At 73.4% G+C, this 25,847-nt stretch carries 21 protein-coding genes; 12 read left to right on the top strand and 9 right to left on the bottom strand.

Features of this window, described 5'->3' with window-relative positions:
- Nucleotides 1-21 precede the first annotated feature (21 nt).
- Entirely contained in the window at nucleotides 22-819 is a 798-nt protein-coding gene (locus tag IE248_RS28625; protein ID WP_073796250.1) for a hypothetical protein, read from the top strand.
- On the opposite strand, the gene IE248_RS28620 is transcribed toward IE248_RS28625, so the two are convergent.
- From IE248_RS28620 to IE248_RS28595, 6 genes are all read right to left on the bottom strand, one after another.
- A complete protein-coding gene (locus IE248_RS28620) occupies nucleotides 779-2,413 on the bottom strand; it encodes a molybdopterin-dependent oxidoreductase (RefSeq protein ID WP_190032095.1) in 1,635 nt (544 codons plus the stop codon). The genes IE248_RS28625 and IE248_RS28620 overlap by 41 nt on opposite strands.
- Nucleotides 2,414-2,503: 90 nt before the next feature.
- Entirely contained in the window at nucleotides 2,504-3,709 is a 1,206-nt protein-coding gene (locus IE248_RS28615) for an oxygenase MpaB family protein (RefSeq protein WP_190032094.1), read from the bottom strand.
- Nucleotides 3,710-3,748: 39 nt separating this feature from the next.
- On the bottom strand, nucleotides 3,749-4,753 hold the full coding sequence (locus IE248_RS28610; RefSeq protein WP_229895583.1) for a polyprenyl synthetase family protein: 1,005 nt from the start codon (nucleotides 4,751-4,753) through the stop codon (nucleotides 3,749-3,751).
- Nucleotides 4,754-4,775: 22 nt separating this feature from the next.
- A complete protein-coding gene (locus IE248_RS28605) occupies nucleotides 4,776-5,072 on the bottom strand; it encodes a hypothetical protein (protein ID WP_037797119.1) in 297 nt (98 codons plus the stop codon).
- A 214-nt stretch (nucleotides 5,073-5,286) separates the two neighbouring features.
- Nucleotides 5,287-7,656 (bottom strand): alpha-N-acetylglucosaminidase, encoded by a 2,370-nt coding sequence (locus IE248_RS28600; RefSeq protein WP_190032093.1) that lies wholly within the window; start codon nucleotides 7,654-7,656, stop codon nucleotides 5,287-5,289.
- 10 nt (nucleotides 7,657-7,666) lie between these two features.
- Nucleotides 7,667-9,349 (bottom strand): alpha-galactosidase, encoded by a 1,683-nt coding sequence (locus IE248_RS28595; RefSeq protein ID WP_229895582.1) that lies wholly within the window; start codon nucleotides 9,347-9,349, stop codon nucleotides 7,667-7,669.
- Between the two features lie 224 nt (nucleotides 9,350-9,573).
- Here IE248_RS28595 and IE248_RS28590 point away from each other — a divergent pair, with 224 nt between their 5' ends.
- The 7 genes from IE248_RS28590 to IE248_RS28560 all read left to right on the top strand — a co-directional run bounded on the left by IE248_RS28590 (nucleotide 9,574) and on the right by IE248_RS28560 (nucleotide 18,284).
- The gene (locus tag IE248_RS28590) at nucleotides 9,574-10,215 is read left to right on the top strand and encodes a TetR/AcrR family transcriptional regulator (RefSeq protein ID WP_073796247.1); all 642 of its coding nucleotides are present in this window, start codon (nucleotides 9,574-9,576) and stop codon (nucleotides 10,213-10,215) included.
- A gap of 79 nt (nucleotides 10,216-10,294) precedes the next feature.
- On the top strand, nucleotides 10,295-11,230 hold the full coding sequence (locus tag IE248_RS28585; RefSeq protein ID WP_073796246.1) for a serine/threonine dehydratase: 936 nt from the start codon (nucleotides 10,295-10,297) through the stop codon (nucleotides 11,228-11,230).
- Between the two features lie 149 nt (nucleotides 11,231-11,379).
- Nucleotides 11,380-11,754 (top strand): hypothetical protein, encoded by a 375-nt coding sequence (locus IE248_RS28580; protein ID WP_100583167.1) that lies wholly within the window; start codon nucleotides 11,380-11,382, stop codon nucleotides 11,752-11,754.
- 324 nt (nucleotides 11,755-12,078) lie between these two features.
- Nucleotides 12,079-13,413: an ABC transporter substrate-binding protein gene (locus IE248_RS28575; RefSeq protein WP_229895581.1), complete on the top strand. Its 1,335-nt coding sequence runs from the start codon at nucleotides 12,079-12,081 to the stop codon at nucleotides 13,411-13,413.
- Between the two features lie 62 nt (nucleotides 13,414-13,475).
- Complete coding sequence (locus IE248_RS28570) at nucleotides 13,476-14,351, top strand: carbohydrate ABC transporter permease (RefSeq protein ID WP_190032144.1); 876 nt, start codon at nucleotides 13,476-13,478, stop codon at nucleotides 14,349-14,351.
- Complete coding sequence (locus tag IE248_RS28565; RefSeq protein WP_073796243.1) at nucleotides 14,348-15,190, top strand: carbohydrate ABC transporter permease; 843 nt, start codon at nucleotides 14,348-14,350, stop codon at nucleotides 15,188-15,190. Before IE248_RS28570 ends, IE248_RS28565 begins: the two co-directional genes overlap by 4 nt.
- A 70-nt stretch (nucleotides 15,191-15,260) precedes the next feature.
- Nucleotides 15,261-18,284 (top strand): alpha-mannosidase, encoded by a 3,024-nt coding sequence (locus IE248_RS28560; protein WP_190032092.1) that lies wholly within the window; start codon nucleotides 15,261-15,263, stop codon nucleotides 18,282-18,284.
- A 55-nt stretch (nucleotides 18,285-18,339) separates the two neighbouring features.
- Here the strand turns inward: IE248_RS28560 and IE248_RS28555 are convergent, their stop codons facing one another.
- The gene (locus IE248_RS28555; protein ID WP_190032091.1) at nucleotides 18,340-19,041 is read right to left on the bottom strand and encodes an alpha/beta fold hydrolase; all 702 of its coding nucleotides are present in this window, start codon (nucleotides 19,039-19,041) and stop codon (nucleotides 18,340-18,342) included.
- Nucleotides 19,042-19,261: 220 nt separating this feature from the next.
- On the opposite strand from IE248_RS28555, the gene IE248_RS28550 reads away from it, so the two are divergent.
- Nucleotides 19,262-21,295 (top strand): oxidoreductase, encoded by a 2,034-nt coding sequence (locus tag IE248_RS28550; RefSeq protein WP_100583163.1) that lies wholly within the window; start codon nucleotides 19,262-19,264, stop codon nucleotides 21,293-21,295.
- A 49-nt stretch (nucleotides 21,296-21,344) separates the two neighbouring features.
- The gene (locus tag IE248_RS28545) at nucleotides 21,345-21,758 is read left to right on the top strand and encodes a PaaI family thioesterase (protein ID WP_100583217.1); all 414 of its coding nucleotides are present in this window, start codon (nucleotides 21,345-21,347) and stop codon (nucleotides 21,756-21,758) included.
- Nucleotides 21,759-21,855: 97 nt separating this feature from the next.
- Here the strand turns inward: IE248_RS28545 and IE248_RS28540 are convergent, their stop codons facing one another.
- On the bottom strand, nucleotides 21,856-22,785 hold the full coding sequence (locus tag IE248_RS28540; protein WP_190032090.1) for an SDR family oxidoreductase: 930 nt from the start codon (nucleotides 22,783-22,785) through the stop codon (nucleotides 21,856-21,858).
- A gap of 124 nt (nucleotides 22,786-22,909) precedes the next feature.
- Between IE248_RS28540 and IE248_RS28535 the strand changes: the two genes are divergently transcribed.
- Together IE248_RS28535 and IE248_RS28530 are read left to right on the top strand one after the other, a co-directional pair.
- A complete protein-coding gene (locus IE248_RS28535) occupies nucleotides 22,910-23,632 on the top strand; it encodes a TetR/AcrR family transcriptional regulator (protein ID WP_073796304.1) in 723 nt (240 codons plus the stop codon).
- Nucleotides 23,632-24,084 carry an SRPBCC family protein gene (locus IE248_RS28530; RefSeq protein WP_100583161.1) on the top strand — a complete coding sequence of 151 codons (453 nt, stop codon included), beginning with the start codon at nucleotides 23,632-23,634 and terminating at the stop codon, nucleotides 24,082-24,084. The genes IE248_RS28535 and IE248_RS28530 overlap by 1 nt, the downstream gene beginning before the upstream one ends.
- A 96-nt stretch (nucleotides 24,085-24,180) precedes the next feature.
- Here IE248_RS28530 and IE248_RS28525 read toward each other — a convergent pair whose 3' ends face one another.
- Complete coding sequence (locus tag IE248_RS28525; RefSeq protein WP_229895580.1) at nucleotides 24,181-25,743, bottom strand: alpha/beta hydrolase; 1,563 nt, start codon at nucleotides 25,741-25,743, stop codon at nucleotides 24,181-24,183.
- Nucleotides 25,744-25,847: the final 104 nt, after the last annotated feature.

Genomic DNA, 25,847 nt, shown 5'->3' with positions numbered 1-25,847 from the left:
TTTCGCGGCCTGCGGGACGCGGTGGCCGGATGCGCCGAACCGACCTACCAGGTCAAGCTGTTACTCGATCCCGCCACCGTGCTGGACGCGGACGGCCACCCCCTCGCCGGACCCGCCGCCGCCCTCCGCCTCGCCGGAGCCGTCGGCTTCGAATCCGCCCAGTACGTGGACGACGAGCGGCTGAGCCTGGCCGCCCAGCGCTGGATCATCCGGATGCGCCGCGACGGAGACGAGGACCGCATCCGCCTCACCTACAAGACCCGCTTCGCCATCGAGGGCGACGGCGCCGACCCGGCGGCCGTCCAGCGCGCGCTCGACATCGCCGGCACCGTCAACTTCGGCGCGAACGACACCAATTACGTCCCGCAGGTGAACCTCGGCTACGCCCGGGCCACCCTGGACTTCTGCAACAAGAAGCGCGAGCCCGCCCCGCACCTCGCCCCCGGCGAACTCCCCGGCCCCGAGGCCTCCCGCGCCCTCGCCCGCGACCGGATGCCCGGCAAGCTCCGCAAGTGGTCGCCCAAGCCCCCCGGCTGGGCCGAGTCCGTGGCCGCGAACTCCCTGGTGTACGGCCCCGTGCGCCAGACCAACCACGGCGGCCGGCTCCTCGGCCGCGCCCTGGAGATGCAGGTGACCCCGCTGCGCACCGGACCGGGGGAGCCGGCCTGGTTCGCCGAGATCACCGCCAAGGCGGCCACCCTGCGCGAGGCGGTGGACCTCAGGTCCCACCTGATCGCCGCGCTCCGCCCGCAGGGCTGGCTGCTGGAGCGGGAGGCCTTCAAGACCGACCTGATCCTCGCCCCGCGCCCGCGCCCGTGATCCCCGTCCGGGAGCGGACCCGCACCACCACCGAGTGCCAGCCCGTCGCGCCGTCCGGGACGGTCCCGGCGCGCTCGCCCGTCTGGACGGCGCCGGTGCCGTCCGTGGCCCGCACCTCCAGGGTGTGCGAGCCGGGGGTGGCCTCCCACTGCCACACCCACTGCCGCCAGGTGTCGACCCCGTCCGCCTCCGCCAGCCGGGCCTCCCGCCACGGGCCCCCGTCCACCCGCACCTGCACCGCGGCGATGCCCCGGTGCTGCGCCCACGCCACCCCCGCCACCGCCACCCGGCCCTCGGTCGGTTCGGCGAAGGGGCGCGGGGTGTCGATCCGCGACTGCGTCTTGACCGGGCCCCGGGCCGCCCAGGACCGGCGCACCCAGTACGCGTCGTACGCCGCGAAGGTGGTCAGCCGCAGCTCGCTCAGCCACTTGCAGGCGGAGACGTACCCGTACAGGCCCGGTACGACCATGCGGACGGGAAAGCCGTGGGCGAAGGGCAGCGGCTCGCCGTTCATCCCGACGGCCAGCAGCGCCTCCCTGCCGTCCATGACCGCCTCCACGGGCGTGCCGAGGGTCATGCCGTCCACGGAGCGCGCCACCAGCTGGTCCGCCGGGCCACCCCGGGACGGGGGCTCGACCCCCGCCTCGCGAAGCAGGTCGGCGAGGCGGACGCCGAGCCAGCGCGCGTTGCCCGCGTACGGTCCGCCGACCTCGTTGGACACGCAGGTCAAGGTGATGTCGTGCTCGACGAGCGGGCGGGCGAGCAGCTCCCGCAGGCTGAGGGTGAGGGGCCGGGCGACCCCCTCGCCGTGGAGGGTCAGCCGCCAGGTGTCCGCGTCGACGCGCGGGACGACGAGGGCGGTGTCCACGCGGTAGAAGTCCCGGTTCGGGGTGAGGAACGGCGAGATCCCCGGTACCCGCAGCTGCGCTCCCGCCGGTACGGGCGGCGCGGGCACCGCCGGCCGGGGCAGGACGAAGTCGGCGCGCGAGGCCGTCGCTCCCGCCGCTCCGTAGGCGCCGAGGCGGCGCCCGGCGTACCCGGCGCCCGCCGAGACCGCCAGCACGGCGAAGAGCAGCCGCCCGAAGCCGCGCCGGTCCATCGCCCCGGTCCCGCCGGCCGGCGCGCCCACCGGCCGGGGCCGGGTCGCGGCCGTGACCAGCAGGTACAGCACCCCGGCCGCGGTCAGCCCGCCCACCAGCGAGGGCAGGGCGTCCTTCCACGAGGCCTCGGGACGGCTGAGCGCGGCCACCGCCCCGATCACCCCGAAGCACCCGGCGAGGGCGATCCCGGCGGGCAGGTGCCGTACGGCGAGCAGCCCGGCCAGGGCCGCCACCGCGGCGAGGACGGCGACGATCCCGAGGGTCAGGACCAGCTTGTCCCCGGTACCGAACTGGCGGATCGCCCATTCCTTGAGGGCGGCGGGCGTACGGTCGACCGCGGCCCCGCCGACCGCGGTGAGCGGCGCGGCCTCGGGCCGCACGACGGCGGCGGCCAGCTGCGCCAGCGCCAGCCCGGCGCACGCCGCGGCCAGCCCGCTGACGACGCCGAACAGGCGGCGGTGCGGCTGCCCCGGGGCCGTCTTCTCAGAGGTCATGCGCACCCACCATCCGCCGGGAACGCTACGAATTATCCTCCCCGGCCCCCGGACGGCACCGCCGCGACGCGCTCCCCGCGCTGCCCGCGCTCAGTGCACCGGCGCGGGCGGGATCCACCGTCCGGTGCGCGAGGCCTTCATCCCGTACTCGGGCCTCAGTTCCTCCGGGATCGCGTGGTGCATCACCCGGCCCCGGGTCAGCGAGGACAGCTCGAAGCCCGCCAGCGCCGAGCCCGCCTTGTCGAGCGCCCACTCCGCGAGCGGGCCGCTGTCCTCGATGGTCTCCAGCAGCCCGAGGAAGACGGGCACGGCCCGGGCCGCCGCGTCCCAGGGGCTGCGGGGGACCTCCAGCCAGCCGGAGATGGTGTCGCCGACCAGGTAGCGGATGGTCGCCGGGACCATCGGGTCGAAGAGGGTGCCGGGCACCACGTCCTCGTACAGCCGGGTCAGCCGGGTGGTGAGCTCGACCCCCTCGGGCGAGGGGCCGAGGCCGCGCCGCAGGTAGAGGTCGAGGTAGGCGCGGCACTCGGGCAGGGTCCCGGGCACGGCCGACATGTCGCAGCCCAGCATGGCGGCCACGACCCGCCAGGCGTAGAAGTACGCCTCCGCGCCCTCCTCGGTCATGTGCACGCCCAGCCGGTGCATCGCGTCCAGGACCAGCAGCGAGAACATGCCGAACCCGCCGATCATGTCCTCCTGGCAGATCGGCGTCCCGTCCCGCGCCACGTCCCAGTGGCCGCCCCCGCGCAGGTGGTGGCGGACCGCGGCGTGCAGCAGCCGGACCTTCTGGGCGGCCGGGATGAACTTGCCGCCCTCCTCGAAGGAGTCGCTCCGCATCAGGTACGTGACGAACTGCCCGGTGCCCGCCATCCGCCGCGAGGGGTACGCGAGGGAGTGCGTCGAGGAGAGCAGCCGAGCGAGCCGGGGGACCGCGTAGGTCACGGGCATCGCGGCGAAGGCCAGCCCGGTGTTGATGTGGGCCGCGTTGTCCGTGAAGAACAGCCGGGCCCGCTCCATGACCTCCCAGTCCACCCAGTCCGGCGGCATGGCCGTGGCCTCGAAGTACCCGGCCGCGGCAGCCGGGAGCCGCTCGGGCAGCTTGTCCCCGGAGGTGGAGAAGAACCGCATCAGGGTGTTGAGGTCGCCCACCTCGCCGCGCTCGATCAGCGTGGCGACGGTCGCGTCGGCCAGCGGGTCCCCCCGGGTGGCCAGGACGTCGAGGGCGGCCTCGTCGTAGCGGGCCGGGCGCGGCGGGGTGGTCTGGGTGGCGTTCACTACGGTCGTCCCTCTTGTCATGGCTCGTGATGTCCAGGGCTTCTCGTGACGGTGGCGCGGCTAGAGAGAGCGGTCGGCGGCCGTGCCCGCCAGCTCGCGCAGCGCGGACCGTGCCTCCGCCGGCATCGGTACGGTCTCCAGCGCGCCGGCGGCCCGGCCGATCCGGTCCCGGATCATGTCCTCGACCCGCTGCCGGGCCCCGCAGCGGTCCATCAGCTCCCGTACGGACGCCGCCTCTTCCGGGACCAGCTCCGGGTTGCCCACCAGCTTGGCGAGGAGCCGCCGGTCGTCCTCCCCGGCCGCCTCCAGGGTCAGGGCGAGCAGCGTGGTGGGCTTCCCGCCGCGCAGGTCGTCCAGGTTCGACTTGCCCGTCCGGGCCGGGTCCCCGAAGGTGCCGAGCAGGTCGTCGCGCAGCTGGAAGGCCTCGCCCAGCGGCAGCCCGTACGCGGAGAACGCCTCGGACAGGGCGCCGGGGCCGCCGCCGAGGGTGGAGCCGAGCTGCAGCGGCCGCTCCACCGTGTACTTGGCGGTCTTGTAGCGGGCCACCTCCAGCGACTCCGCCACCCGCGGTTCCCGGGCCGGCGCGGCGGAGGTGCGCAGCACCTCCAGGAACTCCCCGGCCATCGTCTCGCGCAGCAGGGTGGTCCAGAGCGGCACGGTCCGCGCCAGGTAGGCCCCGGGCAGCCCGCAGGAGGTGAACAGGTGGCCCGCGTAGCCCATCAGCAGATCGCCGAGGATCATCGCGAGGGCAGTGGAGCGCTGTCCGGCGGCGTCGAAGGCGGCGTGCGCGGTGAGCTGGCCGTGCCGCATCCGGCTGCCGTCGATGATGTCGTCGTGGGTGCAGGCCGCCGCGTGGACGAGTTCCATCGCGGCCGCGGCCCGGATCACCGCCTCGCAGTCGGGCTGCCCGGCGGCCCGCCAGCCCCAGTACAGGAACGCCGCGCGGATCCGCTTGCCGCGCGCCAGCGACCGGCGCAACTGCTCGGCCAGAGGGAAGAGTTCGGTGTGCAGGGCGAGGAGGGTCTCCTCCTCCTCGTCGGCCAGCCGGACCAGTACCCCGTCCACGCGCTCCTTGAAGCCGGTGTGGTCATGCACGCGGGTGGCCGGCCCGCTCGGCGGCGCGGCGGGCCATGATCTCCAGGTAGTTCTCGTGCTCGGCCGCCGCGCCCGCCCGGCGGGTGGCCAGTTCCCCGCGCTTGCGGAGCTCCACGACCCCGTCCGTGAGCAGCTCCCGCAGGTCGGAGCGGCGCAGTGCCTCTTGCGCCCGGTCCGCGGACTGGCGTAACTGGTCGAGCGCCAGGTCGGCGGCCCCGGCGGCGAGGAGCGTCAGCAGCTCCAGCGTCGCTGAGGGCCGCTCCGGTCGCTCCGGTTCGGTCTCGGACATGCCCGGTGCACTCCTGACGGCGTTGGAAGGGGCGGCCGCCGGTGAGTTCGGACAAGCTCCGGCGGCCGCCCCCGATCGATTCGTGCCAGTGAACCGAGTGCTCGCCCCGGGCCGCGAGCGGCCCGGGGCCTTCTCCCCCGGACGGGTAGCGAGATTCCCACGGGAGGGTGAGACCGCCCCGGAAGGCGCTCGTCACCGCCCCCGGCGGGGTGGTTCAGCCGGCGCCCTTCACCGCCGCGGCGGCGGGAGCGGCGAGGGTGCGCGCGACCCCGGCCGCCAGCGCGTACGGGTCCCCGCTCGGCTCGCTCGGGTGCCGGGTGGTGCGCCGCGCCCAGTCCTCCTCGAAGGCGTGCCAGTCGATCGCCCGGGGCGCGGTCCCCGTCACCAGGGCGTCCTCCAGCGAGCCGAAGTAGGCCTCCCACCTGCGCGCGTACAACTCGCCGATCAGGCCGCTCCATTCACGGTTCGCGTAGTCGTGCAGGAAGCCGCCCTCGCTGGTGCCGCGCCGGCCCCACACGCTCAGGATCGAGCGCGCGTCGTATTCGTACCGGTCCCGCTCGGCCTCGTCCGTGCCCCAGGAGCGGGCCGCTCCCAGCCAGTTGCCCAGCAGGAAGTTCGGATCGGAGCCGACCAGCGCGTCCAGCTCCCGCTCGCCGTCCCGCCACTGGGCCGTCAGTTTCCGGAAGGCGGCCAGGTCCTTGGCCCCGTACGCCGCCTTGATCTTCGGGAGCAGCACCCGCGATCGGTTCGCGAGCGCCTGCCGGGCGGTGTCCACGAGGTCGAAGCGGTAGGCGCTGGACCCGCGCAGCCCCGGCTTCACCTTCAGCAGGTGGTCCAGGGCCTTGAGCACCGAATCCGCCGGGTACCGCATGGACTTGGGGCTCCAGTACGCGGCCCCCACGGCGGTCAGGTCCGGCCGGGCGGTGAACAGGCTGTCCTGGGATTCCGACCACAGCCCCGAGGAGGTGCTGTACGGGCCCTTGCGCAGCTCCTCCCAGGCCGCCGCGGCCTCCGCGTCGGGCCGCCCGTACCGGCGGGCCGCGAACGCCGCGAACCACTTCTTCTGGTCGACGGGCCCCGGCTCCCAGGCCAGGTCCGTGTACAGGTCGAAGGCGGCCGGGTTGGTCCCGGTGGCCTCCGGCAGGTACGCGATCCCCTTCAGCGCGCTGTGGGGCTTCGCCCGCCAGGCGCCGAACCGGTCGATCCACACCGAGGTGTTGGCGCCGACCGTGGTGTGCCCGCCGAAGTTGTAGATCGTGCCGATCGCGTACGGGGCGCCGCCCCAGCGGGTCTCGCGGTCGAGGCGGTTGTACCGGTCGGACAGCCCGTCCAGGATCAGCAGCTTCGAGGTGTCCACCCCCGCGAGCAGCTCCGCGGCCGGATCGTCCTGCCAGCCCAGCACCGCCCACAGGGCGCCCGGATGCGCCGCGTGCAGGGCCCGCTGGATCGCCCCGGCGGCCGATTTCACGTCCACCGTGCCCGTCCGGCCGCCCTCGTGCAGCGGGCTCATCCGGTACATGGCGCTGTCCCCGAACACCGCGCGCTGCTCGGCGTAGTAGGAGGCCGCGAGCCGCCGGAACACCTGCGAGGCCGGGTCCAGCCAGTCGGGCCGGTCGAATCCGGCCCAGTCCCCCTGCGCCACCGTGGCGGCGCCCGGGTTGCGGGCGGCGAACTCCGGCGGCACGGTGCCGAAGTAGCCCGGCAGCACCGGGGTCATGCCGAGCCCGCGCAGCTGCTCGGCGATCCGCCCGCCCAGTGCGGCGCGCTCGCGCATCAGCCGCTCGGTGACCGGGCCGCCGAACCCGCTCAGGTTCTGCAGCAGCCACCAGCTCTGGTGCCCGGGGCCGGGGATCCACTCCCGCAGCTCCGCGGCCGAGTAGCCGAAGCCCTGGAGCGCCCGGTAGTAGGGATACTCGGCGCCGACCTGTACGAACACCTCGTTGATGCCGTGCAGGGCGAGCAGGTCGATCTGCCGCTGGTGCTGCTCGAACGAGCGGTACGGGCCCGAGTAGCCGTCGTCCGTGTCGTTGAGCGCGTACCGGTGGGGGACCAGGGCCTTGCGGGTGACCGGCGCCGGCACCGCCGGCAGCCTCGCGGGCAGCATCCCGAGGCTGTCGCCGGGCCAGCCGATGTCGGCGCCCGCGACGTGCTGGAGGTACCAGCCGACGCCGGTGAGCAGGGTGGCCCCGGTGGAGCCGCGGACGGTGAGGGCGCCCGCCGAGCCCGACACCGTGAAGGTGTCGGCCCCGGCGGCCGTGTCGGGGACCAGGGTGAACTGCCCGGCGTGCCGGGGCAGCAGCCGCTTCAGGGCGGCCCGCGCGGGGGCGACGTCGAAGGATCGCGGCCGGGGGGCCGCCGGTCGCGCGTCCTCCCGTACGCCCGTGCGCACGGCCTCCGGCGCCGGGTCCGGTACGGCGGCCCGCGCGGGCGGGCGGCCGCCCGGAGCGGTGGCTCCGGGCGCGGCCCCCGAGCAGAGCAGGGTCAGCAGCGCGGCGGGCAGCACCGCGAGGGCGGCCCGCCGCGCCCGCGGTCGCCGTGGCGGGGGGCTCGCCGGGTTCACCGGGTTCGTCTGTGAGTGCGTCATCATCTGCCCCTCAGACCGGCAGGGACCAGGCCTGGTCGACCCGGTGGTCGCCGCACGCGGTCAGCCGCAGCCGCTTGGCCGGGGCGTCCGGGGTCGCGGCCGCCGCCGGAGCGGTCAGGCACAGCCCGCTCACGGCCTCGACCAGTGCTCCGTCCCGCCGGTGCGTCCAGCTCTGCCCCGGCTCGCCGGGCGCGCAGTCCGCGAGCTCCACCGCGCCGTCCTCGCCCGCCGACAGGCATTCGCCGGCCAGCCGCAGGCTCGCGTCGCCGCGCCCCACCGTCCAGCGCTGGTCGGCGCCCGCGGTGCAGGCCGCCATCACGACCGCGCCGACACCGGTGGTGTTGGCCCCGTCGGCGCACCTCGCGCCCGCCCCGTTGATCTGCCCGGTCGGGACGGCCTCGGCGCAGCCGCGCGGGGTGAGCCGCCACACGGCCGTGTCGTGCGCGGCCAGCTTCCCGGTCAGCGATGCGGAGACGTCGGTGCGGGCCCCGCTCCACAGGTCCTTGGCGTTGACCGTGCAGGAGTCCAGCCCGATGTCGGCCAGCGGTACGGAGATGTCCCGGGCGTTGCCGGACCGGTTGAGGACGGCGACGGCGCGGTCCCCGTTCGCCAGCGGCCTGACCAGGACCTCGAAGGTGGCGTTCGAGGAGACCACCGCGCCCTGACGGCCCATCGGGTCCTGGTCGAGCGCGATCAGATCGGCGTTGCCGAGCGCCGCGACCCCGGCCGGCGTCAGCCGGGAGACGTCGGAGGACAGGATGAAGGGGGCGGCCATCATCGCCCACAGGCCGACCTGGCTGCGGCTCTCGGCTGCGGTGAGCCCGGGGGCGCCCGCGATCAGGAAGTCCGGGTCGTTCCAGTTGCCGGGCCCGGCGTACCGGCCGAGCCAGCGGTTGTAGCCGTAGTTGCCCATCACCGAGCTCCAGCGGGAGGCCCCCGGCGCGGCCGGCTGGTAGACCTTGATGTCCTTGCCCTCGCGCCACAGCTGTCCGGTCTCGCCGACCCAGCCCAGCACCTTGTGCCAGTCGGAGCCGCCCCATTCGCCCTGCTGGAAGTAGGCGGGCGCGGAGGCGGAGAGCACCATGTCCCGGCCGCTGGCGCGCAGCGCCCGGGCCACGGAGCCGTACGCGTCGCGGTAGGCCTGCTCCTTGGTCTTGCCGGGCGGCACCCACAGGTTGCAGCCGTCCATCTTGACGTAGTCCACCTTCCAGGACGCGAACAGCCGGGCGTCCTGGTCGTAGTGGTCCGCGCCGCCGCCGGCCGGGGATCCGCTTCCGGGGTACTTCTCACAGGTCAGGGAGCCGGCGTCCTCGTAGATGCCGAACTTGAGGCCCTTGGCGTGCAGGTACCGGCCGAGCCAGGCCATGCCGTGCGGGAACCTGGCGGTGTCGGTGACGAGGCCGCCCCCGGCGTCGCGGCTCTTGAGCATCCAGCAGTCGTCCACGGTCACCGTGTCGTAGCCCTTGGCGGCGAGCCCCGTGCGCACGAGCGCGTCCGCGTTCGCGACGACCTTCGCCTCGTCGATGTCGCACATGTAGTGCGCCCAGTTGTTCCAGCCCATGGGCGGGGTGAGCGCGAGCGGGGTGTCGGAGCTGGCGGTGGGCTCGGCGGCCGCCGGGGCGGGGGCGAGGGAGAGGGCGAACAGGGCGACCGCGGTCAGACAGGGGAGCGACGCACGCAGGCGAGGCGGCACGGGGTCTCCTAGACGTGGGGGGCGAGCGGTACCGGGGACGGGTGGGCGTGTCGCCCAGTGCAGCGCCGTGGTTACCCTCTGTCAACGACGGTCGACGCATATCGGCCAATGACCAGCAATATGGCCGTAGTCGGGGTCACACGATCGGGGAGTCCCGCTGGGGCGGGGCGTGTGCAACCGATTGCGATACGGTGGCTGTGACGCTGTCTGATACGGTGTATCGCATGCCCAGAAGATCAGCCGCCCTGGACCGCGCGACACCCGGCGCGATCGCCGTCGCCGCCCTGCGGATCCTCGACGAGGAGGGCCCGGGCGCGCTCAGCTTCCGCGCCCTCGCCGAACGGCTCGACGTCTCCCACGCGACCGTCCAGCGCCGCTGCGCCGACCTCGCCGGACTGCTGGACCTGTGCACCGAGCACCTCGCCGCGCAACTGCCCGACGTCCCCGCCGGAACCGGCTGGGCCGAGGCCACCGAACTCCGCTTCACCGCGCTGTACCGGCTCCTCACCGCGCACCCCGGGCTGCTGGTGCTGCGCGGCGGCCGCCCCTGGCTCGGGCGGCAGCTGCTGGCCCGGCTCGTCGAACCGGCGCTGGCCGACAGCGTGGCCGCCGGGATGACGCCCGCCGAGGCGATGACCGCGTACCGCCGGATGTACCTGCTCACCCTGGGCAGCGCGGCCTTCGTCGACCACCGGGACCCGGCCGGGGCCACCGCCGCCTCGCGGGCGGCGCTCGCCGCGCTCGACCCGGAGCGGTTCCCGGTGCTCTCGGGCGGGCTGGCCGACGTACTGCCGCCGCTGACCGACCACGAGGTGTACTACGGCGCCCTGCGCCAGCTGATCGAGGCCAACCGGCCCGCAGCCTGAAACCGCCCGCCGCCCGCCGCCCGCCGCCCGCCGCCCGCCGCCCCCTCCTGTTTTCCCCCCGCCCCGAGGAGATCCCGTCATGGAACAGCAGCTCGACTACGCCGCCGTACGCGCCGCCGCCGGCCGGATCGCGGGGGCGATACGCCCGGCCGCCGTGGTGCCCGCCGCCGAAGGGGTCTGGTACGCGCTGGAGTACCTCCAGCACACCGGTTCCTTCAAGGCCCGCGGCGCCCGCAACTTCCTCGCCGCCCACCACCGCGCCGGCACCCTCCCGGAGGCGGGCGTCACCATCGCCTCCGGCGGCAACGCGGGCCTCGCCTGCGCCTGGGCGGCCCGGGCCCAGGGGGTACCCGCCACGGTGTTCCTGCCGGCCAACGCGCCCCGCGTGAAGGTGGAGCGGCTGCGGGGCTACGGGGCGGAGGTCCGGCTGGTCGGCGACCGGTACGCCGACGCGCTCGCCGCGTGCGAGGAGTTCGCCGCCGCGAGCGGGGCGCTCGCCAGCCACGCCTACGACCACCCGCTGATCGCCGCCGGGGCCGGAACCCTGCTGGACGAGATCCGGGCCGCACTGCCCGGCCTCGACACCGTGGTCGTCGCGGTCGGCGGCGGCGGGCTGTTCGCCGGGATCGCCACCGCCGCGCGCGAGCACGGCGTACGGGTGGTCGCGGCCGAGCCGGAGAACTCCCGGGCGCTGAACGCCGCCCTGGAGGCGGGCCGCGTCGTGGACGTGGCCGTGGACTCGGTGGCCGGCGACTCGCTCGGAGCCACCCGGGTGTCGGCGGACGCGCTGGCGGCCGCGCGGTACGAGGGCGTCCGGTCGGTGCTCGTCCCCGACCAGGCGATCACCGCCGCCCGGCGGGCGCTGTGGGAGGAGCACCGGATCGTGGTCGAGGCGGGCGCTGCCACCGCCCTGGCCGCGCTGCGGACGGCGCCGCAACCGCTGGGCGAGCGGGTCGCCGTGGTCCTGTGCGGGGCGAACACCGACCCCGGTGACCTGACGGCCCCCGGAATCTGACGGACCGACGGGACCGGCTCCGACCTCGAACGACGATCGTTGCGGGAGCCGAAGACTTTGGAGGACAGTACGGCGCCCGCTCCTCCTGCGAAGGTCGCAGATGTCACGGCGAACGACGCCGGACACGGTGATCGCATGGAGGAACGGGCGTGGCACAGCGCAAGGGTTGTCTGATCGGCTGCGGCGTGGCGCTGGTCCTGGGGATCGGGGCCGTGGTGCTGCTCCTCTTCGGAATCGGCAAGATAGTCGACGTCGCCGACAAGACCCTCGTCGACCCGGACGTGTACACGTCGGTCAAGACCGGCGACCCCGAGGACGCCGTCCGCAAGAAGCTCCCCTCGGGGGAGAGCTTCGTCAAGAACACCCTCAAGGAGGGCGGTCCGGCCGAACCCGAGGGCAGCACCTGCTCCTGGTACCTCTCCAGCGGCGACAACGGCGATGGCGACGGCGTCGGCTCCACCGTGTTCCGCTTCTGCTTCAAGGACGGCAGGCTCGCGGAGAAGGCCGACTACAAGATGAAGTAGCGGGTTTCCGCGATGGCGGCTGGTAAAGCGCATTAGTGGGCGCTTTGGTGGACCGCCCATAAGAAGTCAAACCCTGAAGGAGAAACAGGGTCGTTATCGAATCGATATCATCGCTTCGGGGTTAACAACTAAAGCGCATCAGTCCAGTTCAATGCCGTGTTGACGAGAGGCCGCCCGTCTGCGTGCCGCCCCCTCGGCCGCATTCGGCGCGTACGGGTACCCGGCCACCGGGACTTTGACCGCATTGACGGACCGTCCCTTTCGGGCCAGCGTGGGCTCCGCGCTCCGGCGGCGAGGCCGGAACTCCCCCTGAAGGCGGCGACGATGACCCGTTCGTACCTGACCCGTGTGGCCCTCTCCGCGCTCGCGGCCGGCGCCCTCCTGTCGGCCACCGCCTGTGGTGTCGGCGGGGGCGGCGGGGAGGTGAAGGAGGCCGAGAGGACCGGCAAGGTGGCCGGCGAGATCACCTTCCGCACCCTCCAGCTGAAACCCGTCTTCACCACGTACGTCCAGGGCGTCATCGACGCCTTCGAGCGGAAATACCCGGACGTCGAGGTGAGATGGGAGGACGTGCCGGGCGACGGCTACAACGAGAAGCTCGTCGCCGACGCCCAGGCCGGCGCCCTCCCCGACGTCGTCAACCTGTCCACCGACTCCTTCCAGCTCCTCGGCGACCGCGGCATGCTCGCCGACGTCGCCAAGCTCGACGGGCAGGTCGCCCGGGACTACGTCCCCGGCGCCTGGGAGCAGTTCAGGCTCCCCGGCAAGGGCGAAGGCGTCTACGCCTACCCCTGGTACGTGACGCCCGAGATCCTCACCTACAACAAGGTGCTCTTCGCGAAGGCCGGCCTCGACCCGGCCAAGCCGCCCACCAGCGTCGAGGAGTTCTTCGACTACGCCGAGCGGATAGCCGCCGGGTCCGACGGCCAGTACGCCGCGTTCATGGCCGACCCCAAGGGCCGGCTGCCCGGCGACTGGCAGAAGATGGGCATCCCGATCCTGAACGGCCAGGGGGACGCCTTCACCTTCGACACCGACAACGCGGTGAAGTGGGTCGAACGGATGAAGGACCTGTACGCCAAGGGCGCGATGCCCAAGGAATCCCTGCTCAAGTCCGACGACATCAACCAGCTCTACGGCGGCGGCAAGCTCGTCTTCGGCCCCGGCTCCCCGGGCTTCGTCAAGGACATCAAGCAGAACGCGCCCGAGGTCTACGCCAACACCCAGGTAGCGGGCGCCGTCACCGGGAAGCTCGGCCACATCGGGATCTACGCCCAGTCGCTCGGCATCAAGAAGGACACCAAGCACCTGGACGCGGCGACCGAGTTCGCCAAGTGGGTCACCAACGGCCCCAACCAGGTGGAGTTCTCCAAGAAGGCCACCATCTACCCCTCCAACGCCAACGGCCTCGCCGACCCCTACTTCTCCGACCGGGGCGACGGCAAGGACGCCGAGACCGTGGCGCGCGCGGTCGGCGCCGGGCAGTTGAAGACGGCCGCGCTCGACGCCAACACGCCCGTCCAGTGGACCAACCAGGTCGGCGACGCGGTCGTACGCGAGATGCAGAAGGCCATCAAGGGGGAGCAGGACCCGGCGACGGCGGTGAGGAAGGCACAGGAGGAGGCCAACAAGCTGCTCGCCAAGACGGCGCGGCGGTGACGCCCGCACCGGCCGGGCCGGCGAGGAAGGCCGCCCGGCGGGCCACGGAGACCGAGACGGGGCTGGTCCACCGGAACTGGTGGACCCCCTACCTCTTCCTCGCCCCCGGCCTGGTGATGGTGGCGCTGTTCAGCCTCTGGCCCTTCGTCAACACCGTCGTCCTCTCCCTGACGGACGCCCAGATCCTGCGCGGCGGCGGCTTCGTCGGCCTCGACAACTACACCCGCGCCTTCGCCGACCCCGACTTCTGGGTCGCCACCGGCAACAGCGTGCTCTACCTGGTGGTCGTCGTCCCCTGCCTGGTCCTGCTGCCGCTGGCCCTCGCCGTCCTCGTCCAGGCCAAGATCCCCGGCATCGGGTTCTTCCGCTCCGCCTTCTACACCCCGGTGATCGCCTCCGCCGTGGTCGTCGGCCTGATCTGGCAGTGGGTGCTGCGCAGCGACGGGCTCGTCAACACCGTCTTCCAGAAGCTGCGGATCGTCTCCGAGCCGGTCCCGTTCCTGACCGACAGCACCATGCTGCTGGTCTCCGCGATGATCGTGACCGTGTGGAAGGGCCTCGGCTACTACATGGTCTTCTACCTGGCCGCCCTCGGGAACGTCTCCGTCTCCCTCCACGAGGCGGCCGCCATCGACGGCGCCGGCGCCCTGCGCCGGTTCTTCAGCATCACCATCCCGCAGGTGAAGCCGATGATGCTGCTCGTCGGCACGCTGTCCGCGATCTCCGCGCTCCGGGTGTTCACCGAGATCTACATCCTCGGCGGGGAGAGCGGCGGCCCCGGCGGCGGCGCCCGTACCCTGCCGTTCCTCATCCGGCAGGTCGGCCTCGGCTTCGCCGGCGAGACCGGCTACGCCTCCGCCGTCTCCATCCTGCTGTTCCTGCTGACCCTGGTCTTCAGCCTGCTGGGCCGCCGCCTGTCGAAGGGGGACGAGAGTTGAGCACCGCGCCGCGTCCCGCCCCCCGTCGGCGGCTCGTCCTGGCGGCCCGCTACGCCACGCTCGTCTTGATGCTGGTGGTCATGCTGGGGCCGATCGTCTGGCAGTTCCTGACCTCGATCCGCGGCCGCACCGAGAACGTCTACGACGGGCTGCTGCCCTCCCACCCCACCCTCGACAACTACGTCCGGGTCGCCGAGTCCTTCCCGCTCCTCCAGTACGTCGGCAACACCCTGATCGTGGCGGCCCTGGCCGTCACCTCGAACCTGCTGTTCGCGGCCATGGGCGGGTACGCGCTCTCGCGGGCCGGCTGGAAGGGCCGCAAGACCGTCTTCACCGTGCTGGTGGCGACCCTGATGTTCCCCTTCGAGTCCGTGATGATCTCGATGTTCCTGACCGTCCGCGGGATGGGTCTGGTCGACACCCTCATCGGCGTCTGGCTGCCGGGAGCGGTCTCCGTCCTCAACATCATGGTCATGCGGGCGGCCTTCCTCGCCGTGCCCAGGGAGGTCGAGGAGGCCGCCGTCCTGGACGGGGCCAACGAGTGGACCCGCTTCACCCGGGTCTTCCTGCCCGCCGTCAAGGGCGCCCTGGCCGTCGTCTGCATCACCAGCTTCATGGGCGCCTGGGACGACTTCCTCTGGCCCCTGCTGGTCCTCACCGACAGCGACCACTACACGCTGCAGCTCGGCCTGAAGACCCTGGCCGGCGCCACCACCGTCAACGACCAGCGGCTGATCGCCGCCGGGGCGATGGCCGCGCTCCTGCCGATGATGCTCCTCTTCTTCGCCCTCCAGCGTTACTTCTTCAAGGGCGTGGGCGAGGGAGCGGTCAAGACCTGACCCGCCGCCCCCGCACCGCCCGCTCCCGCTCCGCTCCGTACGTCAGACGACCACCCCTGGAGCAGCCGTCATGCATGACGACCGCAGCATCACCGAACACCGCCTCCGCCGCGTCCTCGCCCAGCGGATCAAGCCCGCCGTCCACTCCCGCCCGGTCCCGCTGACCCTCGCGCGCTGGGAGGCGCCCGGCGAGCCGGTCCCGGTCGCCGAGGGGCTGGCCGCGGCCTACGAGCCCTGCGCGGTCGGCGACCCGTGGGGCCCGGCCTGGGGCACGACCTGGTTCAAGGTCACCGGCACCGTCCCGGCCGAGTGGGCCGGCCGCACCGTCGAGGCCGTCCTCGACCTCGGCTTCGACCGGATGATGCCCGGCTTCCAGTGCGAGGGCCTGGTCCACCGCGCCGACGGCGGCGAGGTCAAGGCCCTCAACCCGTACAACGACTGGGTGCGCGTCGCGGACCGCGCCGCGGGCGGCGAGCGGGTCGAGTGGTACGTCGAGGCCGCCTCCAACCCGGTCCTGGTGGACCACTCGGCCACCTACGAGGGCGACCGGCAGACCAGCGGGGACCAGCCCCTCTACCGGCTCGCCCGGATGGACCTCGCCGTCTTCGAGACCGAGGTCTGGGAACTCGTACAGGACCTCGAAGTCCTCTACGACCTGATGACCGAGCTCGAACGGCACGACGCCCGGCGGTACGAGATCCTGCGCGCCCTCGACGCCGCGCTCGACGCGGTGGACCTCGACGACGTCCCCGGCTCGGCGGCCGCGGCCCGCGCGCGGCTCGCCGGGGTGCTCGCGGCCCCCGCCCGCGCCTCCGCGCACCGGATCAGCGCGGTCGGCCACGCCCACATCGACTCCGCCTGGCTGTGGCCGCTGCGCGAGACCGTGCGCAAGGTGTCCCGTACGGCCTCCAACATGGTCACCCTGATGGACGAGCACCCCGAGTTCCTCTTCGCCATGTCGCAGGCGCAGCAGCTCGACTGGATCAAGACGTACCGCCCCGAGCTCTTCGAGCGGATCAAGAAGAAGGTCGCGGACGGGCAGTTCGTGCCCGTCGGCGGGATGTGGGTGGAGTCCGACACCAACATGGTCGCCGGCGAGGCCATGGCCCGCCAGTTCCTCTACGGCAAGAAGTTCCTGAGGGACGAGTTCGGCGTCGAGCCGCGGGGCGTCTGGCTGCCCGACTCCTTCGGGTACACCGCGGCGATGCCGCAGATCGTCAGGCTCGCCGGCGCCAGCTGGTTCCTGACCCAGAAGATCTCCTGGTCGCAGGTCAACAAGTTCCCGCACCACACCTTCTGGTGGGAAGGCATCGACGGCACCCGGGTCTTCACCCACTTCCCGCCCGTGGACACCTACAACTGCGACCTGGGCGGCGCCCAGTTGGCGCACGCCGCCCGCAACTACCAGGAGAAGGGGCGCGGTTCGCGCTCGCTCGCCCCCTTCGGCTGGGGCGACGGCGGCGGCGGCCCGACGCGCGAGCAGCTCGCCCGGGCCCGCCGCCAGCACAGCCTCGAAGGCTCCCCGCGCGTCGAGATCGAGCGCCCGGACGCGTTCTTCGACAAGGCCCGCGCCGAATACCCGGACGCGCCCGTGTGGGCCGGCGAGCTCTACCTGGAGCTGCACCGCGGTACGTACACCTCCCAGGCCAAGACCAAGCAGGGCAACCGGCGCAGCGAATCGCTGCTGCGCGAGGCCGAACTGTGGGCGACCACGGCCGCGGTGCGGGTGGAGGGGTACGACTACCCGTACGGGGACCTGGAGCGGATCTGGAAGACGGTGTTGCTGCACCAGTTCCACGACATCCTGCCGGGGTCCTCCATCGCCTGGGTGCACCGCGAGGCCCGCGAGACGTACGCGCGGGTGCGGGAGGAGCTGAACGCGATCACCCTCGCCGCGCAGCGCGCGCTCGCGGGGGAGGGGGTGGAGGAACTCGTCTTCAACTGCGCCCCGCACACCCGGCGCGGCGTCCCGGCCGGCGGCGCGGGGCGGCCGGTGGCCGCGGGGCAGCCGGTGACCCTGGAGGAGCGGCACGGCGGCGGGCAGATCCTCGCCAACGGGCGGCTGCTGGTGGAGATCGACGGCCGGGGGCTGCTCGTCTCGGCGTACGACCTGGAGGCGGGCCGCGAGGCGGTGGCTCCCGGCGGGGCCGCGAACCTGCTCCAGATCCACCCGGACTTCCCGAACATGTGGGACGCGTGGGACATTGACGCGTTCTACCGCAACAAGGTCACCGACCTGGTCGCGCTGGACGCGCTGGAGATCGCGGAGTCGGGTCCGGACGCGGCGACGGTGCGGGTGAGCCGCTCCTTCGGGGCCTCCCGGGTGGTCCAGTCGATCACCCTGCGGGCCGGGGCGAAGACGGTGGACATCGTCACGGAGGTGGACTGGCACGAGACGGAGAAGTTCCTGAAGGCGGCCTTCCCGCTGGACGTGAAGGCCGAACGGACCGCTTCCGAGACGCAGTTCGGGCACGTGTACCGGGCCACGCACACCAACACCTCATGGGAGGCGGCCAAGTTCGAGATCTGCGCCCACCGGTGGATCCACGCGGAGGAGCCGGGCTGGGGAGTCGCGGTCCTCAACGACTCCACGTACGGCCACGACGTGACGCGGGACGTGCGCGCCGACGGCGGCCAGACCACCACGGTGCGGCTCTCGCTGCTGCGGGCGCCGCGCTACCCGGATCCCGAGACCGACCAGGGCGGGCACACCCTGTGCTTCTCGCTGGCGCCGGGCGCGACGATCGGGGACGCGGTGCGGGAGGGGCACGGGCTCAACCTGCCCGAGCGGACCCTGACGGGCGCGGGCCCGGTCGCCCCGCTGCTGGCGGTGGACAACGACGCGGTGGTGGTGGAGGCGGTCAAACTGGCCGAGGACGGCGGCGGCGACGTGATCGTCCGCCTCTACGAATCGCGCGGCGGGCGGGCGAAGGCGACGCTGGCGGCGGGGTTCCCGGTCGCCGGGGCGGTGGAGAGCGACCTGCTGGAACGCCCGCTGGAGGGCTCGACGGTGGGCCCGCGGTCCGCCGACGGGGCGGTGCCCCTCACCCTGCGCCCGTTCCAGATCGTGACGGTCCGCCTCCGCCGGGCCTGACCGGCCGCGCCGCCTCCGCCGGGCCTGACCGGGCGGCGCCTGACCGGCCGCGTGCCTAGCGGCCGGCCGGGGCCGGGGCGGTGAGGAAGGCCGTCACCGCTTCGGCGAACTCCCGCGGCGCGGCCGCGTGGATCAGGTGGCCGTACGGGAGGGTGACCATCCGGGCGTCGGGGACGCGGCGGGTCACCTCGTCGAAGGAGGCGGCCGGGAGGTGGCTGGCGGGGCCGCCGTAGAGGACCAGGGTGGGGGCGGAGATCCGCTCCAGGGCGGCGAGCCGGTCCGCCGGGGGCCGGTCGAGCTCCTGCCTGACCGCGAGCACCATCGCCCAGTCGAAGTCCAGGTCGCCCTCGGGCCGTACGGGGGCGACCGGTTCGCGGGGGAGCGGCGCGGGGGCGTCCTCCAGGACGAGCCGGGTCACCCGGTGCGGCCGCTGCGCCGCGAGCAGGTAGGCCACCACCCCGCCCAGCGAATGCCCGACCAGCTCCACCCGGTCCAGCCCGAGGGCGTCCAGGAAGCCGAGTACGTCGTCCCGCATCAGCTCCAGCGAGTACCGCCCAGGCCACTCGCTGCGGCCGTGCCCGCGCAGGTCGAGGGCGTACACCCGGCGGCCGGGGGCGAGCGCGTCCCGGACGGGGGCCCAGTGCCCGGCGCTCTGGCCGAGCGCGTGCAGCAGGACCAGGGGCGGGCCGCCGGCCGGGCCGGACACCTCGTACGCCAGCCGTATCCCGTTCGCCGTCACCGCGCACCGCTCCGTCATGGCGCCGACGCTACCGGGCCGGGGTGGGGGCCCGCCGGGGCTCGCCGTGGCTCGGCGGCGGCGTCCGGCGTGAACTGCGCCACAGGCTCCGCCGGCGGCGGCCCGTGGGGCCGGGGCAGCGGCGCAGGACCGCCCCCTCCCGGTTATGCACCTAGTTGCAAAACCCTCGGCTCCTCGCTAGAACAGGTTCATTCACCCCCGCGCGAGGAGGCACACCCCGATGAGCACGCAGAGCACCCGGAGCGGGTACCCGCACCTGCTGAGCCCCCTGGACCTCGGGTTCACCACCCTGCCGAACCGCGTGATCATGGGCTCGATGCACACCGGCCTGGAGGAGCACGCGGGCGGGTTCGAACGCCTCGCCGCCTTCTACGCCGAGCGCGCCCGCGGCGGCGCCGGCCTGATCGTCACCGGCGGCATCGCCCCGAACGACGCCGGCCGCCCCTTCGAGGGCGGCTCCCGCCTCACCACCGAGGAGGAGGCCGCCGAGCACCGGGTGATCACCGAGGCGGTGCACGCCGAGGGCGGGAAGATCGCGATGCAGATCCTCCACTTCGGCCGCTACGCCTACCACAAGGACCTCGTCGCCCCCACCGCCCTCCAGGCCCCCATCAGCCCGTTCGTCCCGAACGAGCTCACCGACGCCGAGGTCGAGCGCACCGTCGAGGACTTCGTCCGCGCGGCCCGCCTCGCCAAACTGGCCGGGTACGACGGCGTCGAGATCATGGGCTCCGAGGGCTACCTCGTCAACGAGTTCATCGCCGCCGCCACCAACAAGCGCACCGACCGCTGGGGCGGCGCCTACGAGAACCGGGTGCGGTTCCCGCTGGAGATCGTCCGGCGCACCCGCGCGGCCGTCGGCGAGGACTTCATCCTCATCTACCGCCTCTCGATGCTCGACCTGATCCCCGGCGGCTCCACCCTCGACGAGGTCGTCCACCTCGCCAAGGAGATCGAGGCCGCCGGCGCCACCATCATCAACACCGGCATCGGCTGGCACGAGGCGCGCATCCCCACCATCGCCACCTCCGTCCCGCGCGGCGCCTACACCTGGGTCACCAAGCGGCTGATGGGCGCGGTCTCCGTACCGCTCGTCACCAGCAACCGCATCAACACCCCGGAGATCGCCGAGGAACTGCTCGCCGACGGCCGCGCCGACCTGGTCTCGCTGGCCCGCCCCTTCCTCGCCGACGCCGACTTCGTGGCCAAGGCCGCCGCCGGCCGCTCCGAGACCATCAACACCTGCATCGGCTGCAACCAGGCCTGCCTTGACCACACCTTCAGCGGCAAGATCACCAGCTGCCTGGTCAACCCGCGCGCCTGCCACGAGACCGAACTCGTGCTCTTCCCGACGCGGTTGAAGAAGACCGTCGCCGTCGTCGGCGCCGGCCCGGCCGGCCTCGCCTGCGCCGTCTCCGCCGCCGAACGCGGCCACGCCGTCACCCTCTTCGAGGCCTCCGGTCACATCGGCGGACAGCTCGACGTCGCCCGCCGGATCCCCGGCAAGGAGGAGTTCGAGGAGACGATCCGCTACTTCGGCACCCAGCTCGCCGAGCGCGCCGTCGACGTACGGCTGAACACCCGCGCCGAGGTGGCCACCCTCCAGGGCTACGACGAGGTCGTCGTCGCCACCGGAGTCACCCCGCGCACCCCCGACATCGAGGGCGTGGACCACGCCAACGTCGTCAGCTACCTCGACGTCCTGCGCGACGGAGCCCCCGTCGGCGAGCGCGTCGCCGTCGTCGGCGCCGGCGGCATCGGCTTCGACGTCGCCGAGTTCCTCACCGACAGCGGCGAGGGCGCCTCCCAGGACCCCGAGGTCTACTTCCGGCACTGGGGCGTCGACACCGCGTACACCGGCCCCGGCGGGCTCGCCGCGCCCGAGCGGCCCGCGCCGCCGCGCCAGGTCGTGCTGCTCCAGCGCAAGAGCACCAAGGTCGGCGCCGGCCTCGGCACCACCACCGGCTGGATCCACCGCGCCGAGCTCAAGCACCGCGGGGTCGTCTCCGTCGCGGGCGCCTCGTACGACCGCATCGACGACGAGGGCCTGCACATCACCGTCGAGGGCGAGCAGCGGCTCGTCCCGGCCGACACCGTGGTCCTGTGCACCGGCCAGGAGCCGCGCCGTGACCTGTACGAGGCGCTGCGCGCCGCCGGCGTGGCCGCGCACCTGATCGGCGGCGCGGACGTGGCCGCGGAGCTCGACGCCAAGCGCGCGATCCGCCAGGGTACGGAGCTGGCCGCAACGCTCTGACCCGTACGGGGAGTTGTGGCGGCCCGGCCCGGGCCGCCACAATCGTCCGGTGACGCTGACACCGGCAGACGCGGACAAGATCCTCGCCGACAACTTCGCGCCCTGGGTGCTCGCCCTCGGCCTCACCGTCGCGGAGACGGGCGAGCGGCACGCCGTGCTGCGGCTGCCCTGGTCCGAGGCGCTGGCCCGGGACGGCGGCGGGCTCTCGGGGCAGGCCCTGATGGCCGCCGCGGACACCGCCACGGTCATCGCGATCTCCGCCGCGCGCGGCGGGTACGGCCCGATGACCACGGTCCAGCAGTCCACCAGCTTCCAGCGCCCGGTGACCGGCGCGGACGTCCTGATCGACGTCCGCATCACCAAGCTCGGCAAGCGGATGGCCTTCGCCGACATCACCATGACCCCCGAGGGCTCCGAGGAGCCGGCCGCCAAGGCCGCCACGGTCTACGCCCTGCTGGGCTGACCCCGCTCCGGCGGCCACGAGGCCAGCGGCCACGAGGCCAGCGGCCACGAGGCCAGCGGCCCCGAGGCCAGCGGCCCCGAGGCCAGCGGCCCCGAGGTCAGTGGGCGGCCGCGACGCTGACGCCCGTGAGGCGTTCCGCCTCGGACCACAGGCGGGCGTTGGCCGTACGGTCCAGGGCGCGGCGGGTGATCCGGGCTTCCGCCGTCGGTCCCACCAGGCCGAAGAGGCCGCCGGGGCCGTAGTAGCCGCCGGCCACCGCGTCCGGGCTGGTGGCCGCGTACAGCAGCGGCTCGGCGCCCGGGCCGACCTCCTGCTTCGGGAGGAAGTCCAGCGCGCTCATCACGCGGTGCAGCCGCGAGGGCTCGTCCCGGCCGAGGCTGGCCCCGGCGGTCTGGAGGTTGGTCTTCGTGTATCCGGGGTGCGCGGCCGTGCTGCGCAGCGGCCAGTTCCGCTCGGCGGCGAGTTCGGCCAGGTGTCGGGCCATCATCAGGTCGGCCAGCTTCGACTGCGCGTAGGACAGCATCGGGACGTACCGCCGGCGCTGCCACTGGAGGTCCCCGAAGTCGATCCGGCCGAAGTCGGCGGTGCGGCTGCTCATGGTCGTCACCCGCGGCGCGGGCGCGGCGAGCAGCGCGGGCAGCAGTCGTACCGTCAGGGCCAGCGGGCCGAGGAAGTTGCTGCCGAACTGGAGCTCGAAGGCGTCGGCCGTGGTCATCCGGGTCGGCGGGGCCATCACCCCGGCGTTGTTGACCAGCAGGTCGAGCGGGGTGCCGTCGGCGAGGATCTCGTCGGCGAAGGCGGCGACCGAGGACAGGTCGGCCAGGTCGATCCGGCGTACCTCCAGGCGCGCCCGGGGGTGGCGGGCCAGGATCTCGGCGCGGGCCTGTTCCCCCTTGGCGGGCGTCCGGACGGCCAGCACCACGCGGGCCCCCGCCTCCGCGAGGCGGCGCGCGGCCTCCTTGCCCGTACCGCTGTTGGCGCCGGTGACGACGACGAACTGTCCGGACTGATCGGGGACGGCGTACATGGGGGCTCCTCGGGACGGGGGCGGGGCAGTTAATAGACCGGCGGTCCGTTACCTGCCCTCCGAAGCTAGCAGACCGCCGGTCTGATAACAATAGACCGCAGGTCTGTAAGCTGGCGTGGTGACCTTGCCCCAGAAGTTCCAGCGCGCCCGCAGCGAGGAGCAGCGCGCCGCCCGCCGTGAGGCGATCCTCGACACCGCGGCCGACATGCTCGCGGAGATGCCCGTGGCGCAGGTCAGCCTGAACGAGCTCAGCCGCCGCGTGGGCCTCGCCAAATCGAACGTGCTGCGGTACTTCGAATCCCGCGAGGACGTCCTGCTGGAGCTGCTCGGCTCCGCCACCCGGGAACTCGTCGGCCATCTGGAGACCGCGCTCGCCGAGGCCGCGGGCCCGGCCGAGCCGGCCGGGCGGGCCGACCGGCTGGCGGCCCGCGTCGCGCGGGCGCTCGCGGACCGTCCGGTGCTGTGCGACCTGATCAGCGCCCAGGCCGCCGTCCTGGAGCGCAACGTCTCCCCGCAGGTCGCCGCCCAGTTCAAACGCGCCGCCATCGCCAACGCGACCGCCCTCGCCGGGCTCGTCGCCACCCATCTGCCGGAACTGGGGCAGGAGGACGCCTTCCGGTTCGTCGCGGCCACCGTCATGGTCACCGGATCCGTCTGGGCGCACGCTCAGCCCTGCGCGGCGATGCTCACCGTCTACGAGGAGGACCCCGCGCTCGCGGTGTTCCGCCTCGACTTCGAGGACACCCTGCGCGAGACGCTGGAGGTGCTGCTGTCCGGGCTGCTGGCGCGCGCGGAGCGGGCGCGTCTGGGATCGTGGGCCGTGGGGGAGCCCAGCGAGGAGCGTTGATGTCCGGAGAGTTCGAGTCGATCGTCGAGATCGACCGCCCCGTCGAGCAGGTCTTCGCCTACCTGGCCGACGGCCGTCACGACCCCGAGTTCAGCCCGCGCGTCCAGGAGATCACCAAGACGCCGGACGGCCCGACGGCGGTCGGCACCATCTTCCGCAGCACCGTCAAGGACGCCGGGATGAAGAGCGGCCGGGAGTTCCGGATCGTCGGCTACGACCCGCCGAGCCGGATCCGCTGGCGCGAGCAGAGCAAGAACCTGGTCACCGCCGAGGGCGGCTACGACCTCGACGCGCTGCCGGGCGGGCGCACCAGGGTGCGCATCTTCAACACCCTTGAAGGACACGGCTTCGGCAAGCTGCTGGTCGGGCTGGCGCTCTCGGCCGCCCGCCGGGACGCCCCCGACTTCGGCCGCCGGATCAAGGCGGCGGTGGAGGCCTCCGTCCCTGCATGAGCCACCGCCGGCGCCACGCGAAGGGCACCGCCCACCACGGGGTGAGCGGCGCCCGGCGGGCAGGGCGCCCGCGCTGTCGTTCCGGTCGGGGACGGGTCAGAACCGCCCGGGGGTGGAAGGCAGCGGGAGGGGCTTCTGCGGGGCCTGCGAGGCGCGCCGCTCGGCGGCGGCCGGCGGCGTCTGGCAGGTCACGTCCTTGGCCGGCAGCTTGCCCGTCGTCAGGTAGGCGCTGACCGGCGCGTTCGCGCAGGAGTTGGGGTCGGCGAGGTACACGCCGTGGCCCTCACCGCCCTTGACCAGCACCATCTTCGAGCCCCGCAGCGCGCGGTGCAGGCCCTGGCCGCTGGTCAGCGGGGTCTGTGAGTCCCACTCGTTCTGCACGGTCATCACGTTCGCCCGGGTCTTTATCGGCGTGGCCGCCTCGACCGGCCGCTGCCAGAAGGCGCACGGCTTGATGTTCGAGGCGAAGTCCCCGTACAGCGGGTACGCGGCCTTGTCCCTGACCGCGTCGCGCCGGTACTGCTCCGGATCGCGCGGCCAGGCGCCGGTGTCCCCGCACACCACGCTCCAGAAGACGGCGGTGCCGTTGTCCGTGGCGGGCTCGGCCGTCCGGAGGGTGCGCTTCAGCTCGGTGGCGGTGGCGGCGGCTCCGGACGGGGCCTTGCCGTCGGCCGCGTCCTTCAGCGACTTGACGAAGGGGGCGGCCTGCGCCGGGTAGAAGAACACCCCCCGAGAGGCCCGGATGTCGTCACCCGTGATCTTCATGTCGTCGACGACGATCGGGTCCTTGTCGGCGCGCGCCACCAGCGCCCAGAACGTCTGTGACACCGCCTTCGGGCTGTCGCCGAGCCCGAACTCGCCCGAGCGCTCGGCGGTCCACTCGGTCCACCGCTTGAACGCCGGCTCGGCCTCGGTCGCCCACACCTGGATCATCCCGCGCCAGATCCGCTGCGGGTCGACCCCGCTGTCGAGCACGAAGCGGTCCGTCCGGTTCGGGAACATCTGCGTGTACACCGCGCCGAGGTAGGTCCCGTACGAGTAGCCCAGGTAGGAGATCTTCCGCTCGCCGAGCGCGGCGCGGATCGCGTCCAGGTCGCGCGCGGTGTTGCGGGTGGTGATGTGCGGGAGCACCGCGCCCGCCTTCTCGCGGCACTTGTCGGCGACCGTGCGCGCCCACGCCACATCCGCCCCGAACGTGGCCTTCCGGTACGGCCGGTCCATGTTCTGCTCGGCGTCGGTCAGCCCGCAGCTGATGGGGCTGCTCTGGCCGACTCCGCGCGGGTCGAAGCCGACGAGGTCGAACTGGTCCCGTACCTCCTTGGGCATCGCCTCGGCCGTCATCAGCGGCAGGTCGAGCCCGGTTCCGCCGGGGCCGCCCGGGTTGAGGAGCAGGACGCCGTGCCGCTTGGCCGGGTTCTCGCTCTTGATGCGGGATATCGCGAGGTCGAGCTTGCGGCCCTGCGGACGGCTGTAGTCGAGCGGGACCTTGATGGTCGCGCACTCGTACGAGGCCGGCGTGTCGGCGCCGCAACGGTGCCAGGCGGGCTTCCGCGCACCGTAGTCGGGCCCGGGCGCGGCGGTGGCCTGGGTGGCGGACAGCAGGGGAACGGTGGTGGCGACGAGTCCGGCGGCGGCGAGCAACGGTGCGAATCGCTTCATGCGCACGAAGACCGGTCCTTTCGGCTGAGGGATGGTCGCAGCCCACCCTGTTGCACCCGCCGCGTCGGCGAATCATCCCCGAGAGCTGCTCTCGATCCTCCGCG

Source organism: Streptomyces goshikiensis (assembly GCF_014650555.1).
In the GTDB taxonomy this organism is placed as follows: Bacteria; Actinomycetota; Actinomycetes; order Streptomycetales; family Streptomycetaceae; genus Streptomyces; species Streptomyces goshikiensis.
The sequence above is the reverse complement of the archived record's forward strand: the minus strand, read 5'-3'. Positions and strand labels throughout refer to the sequence as shown.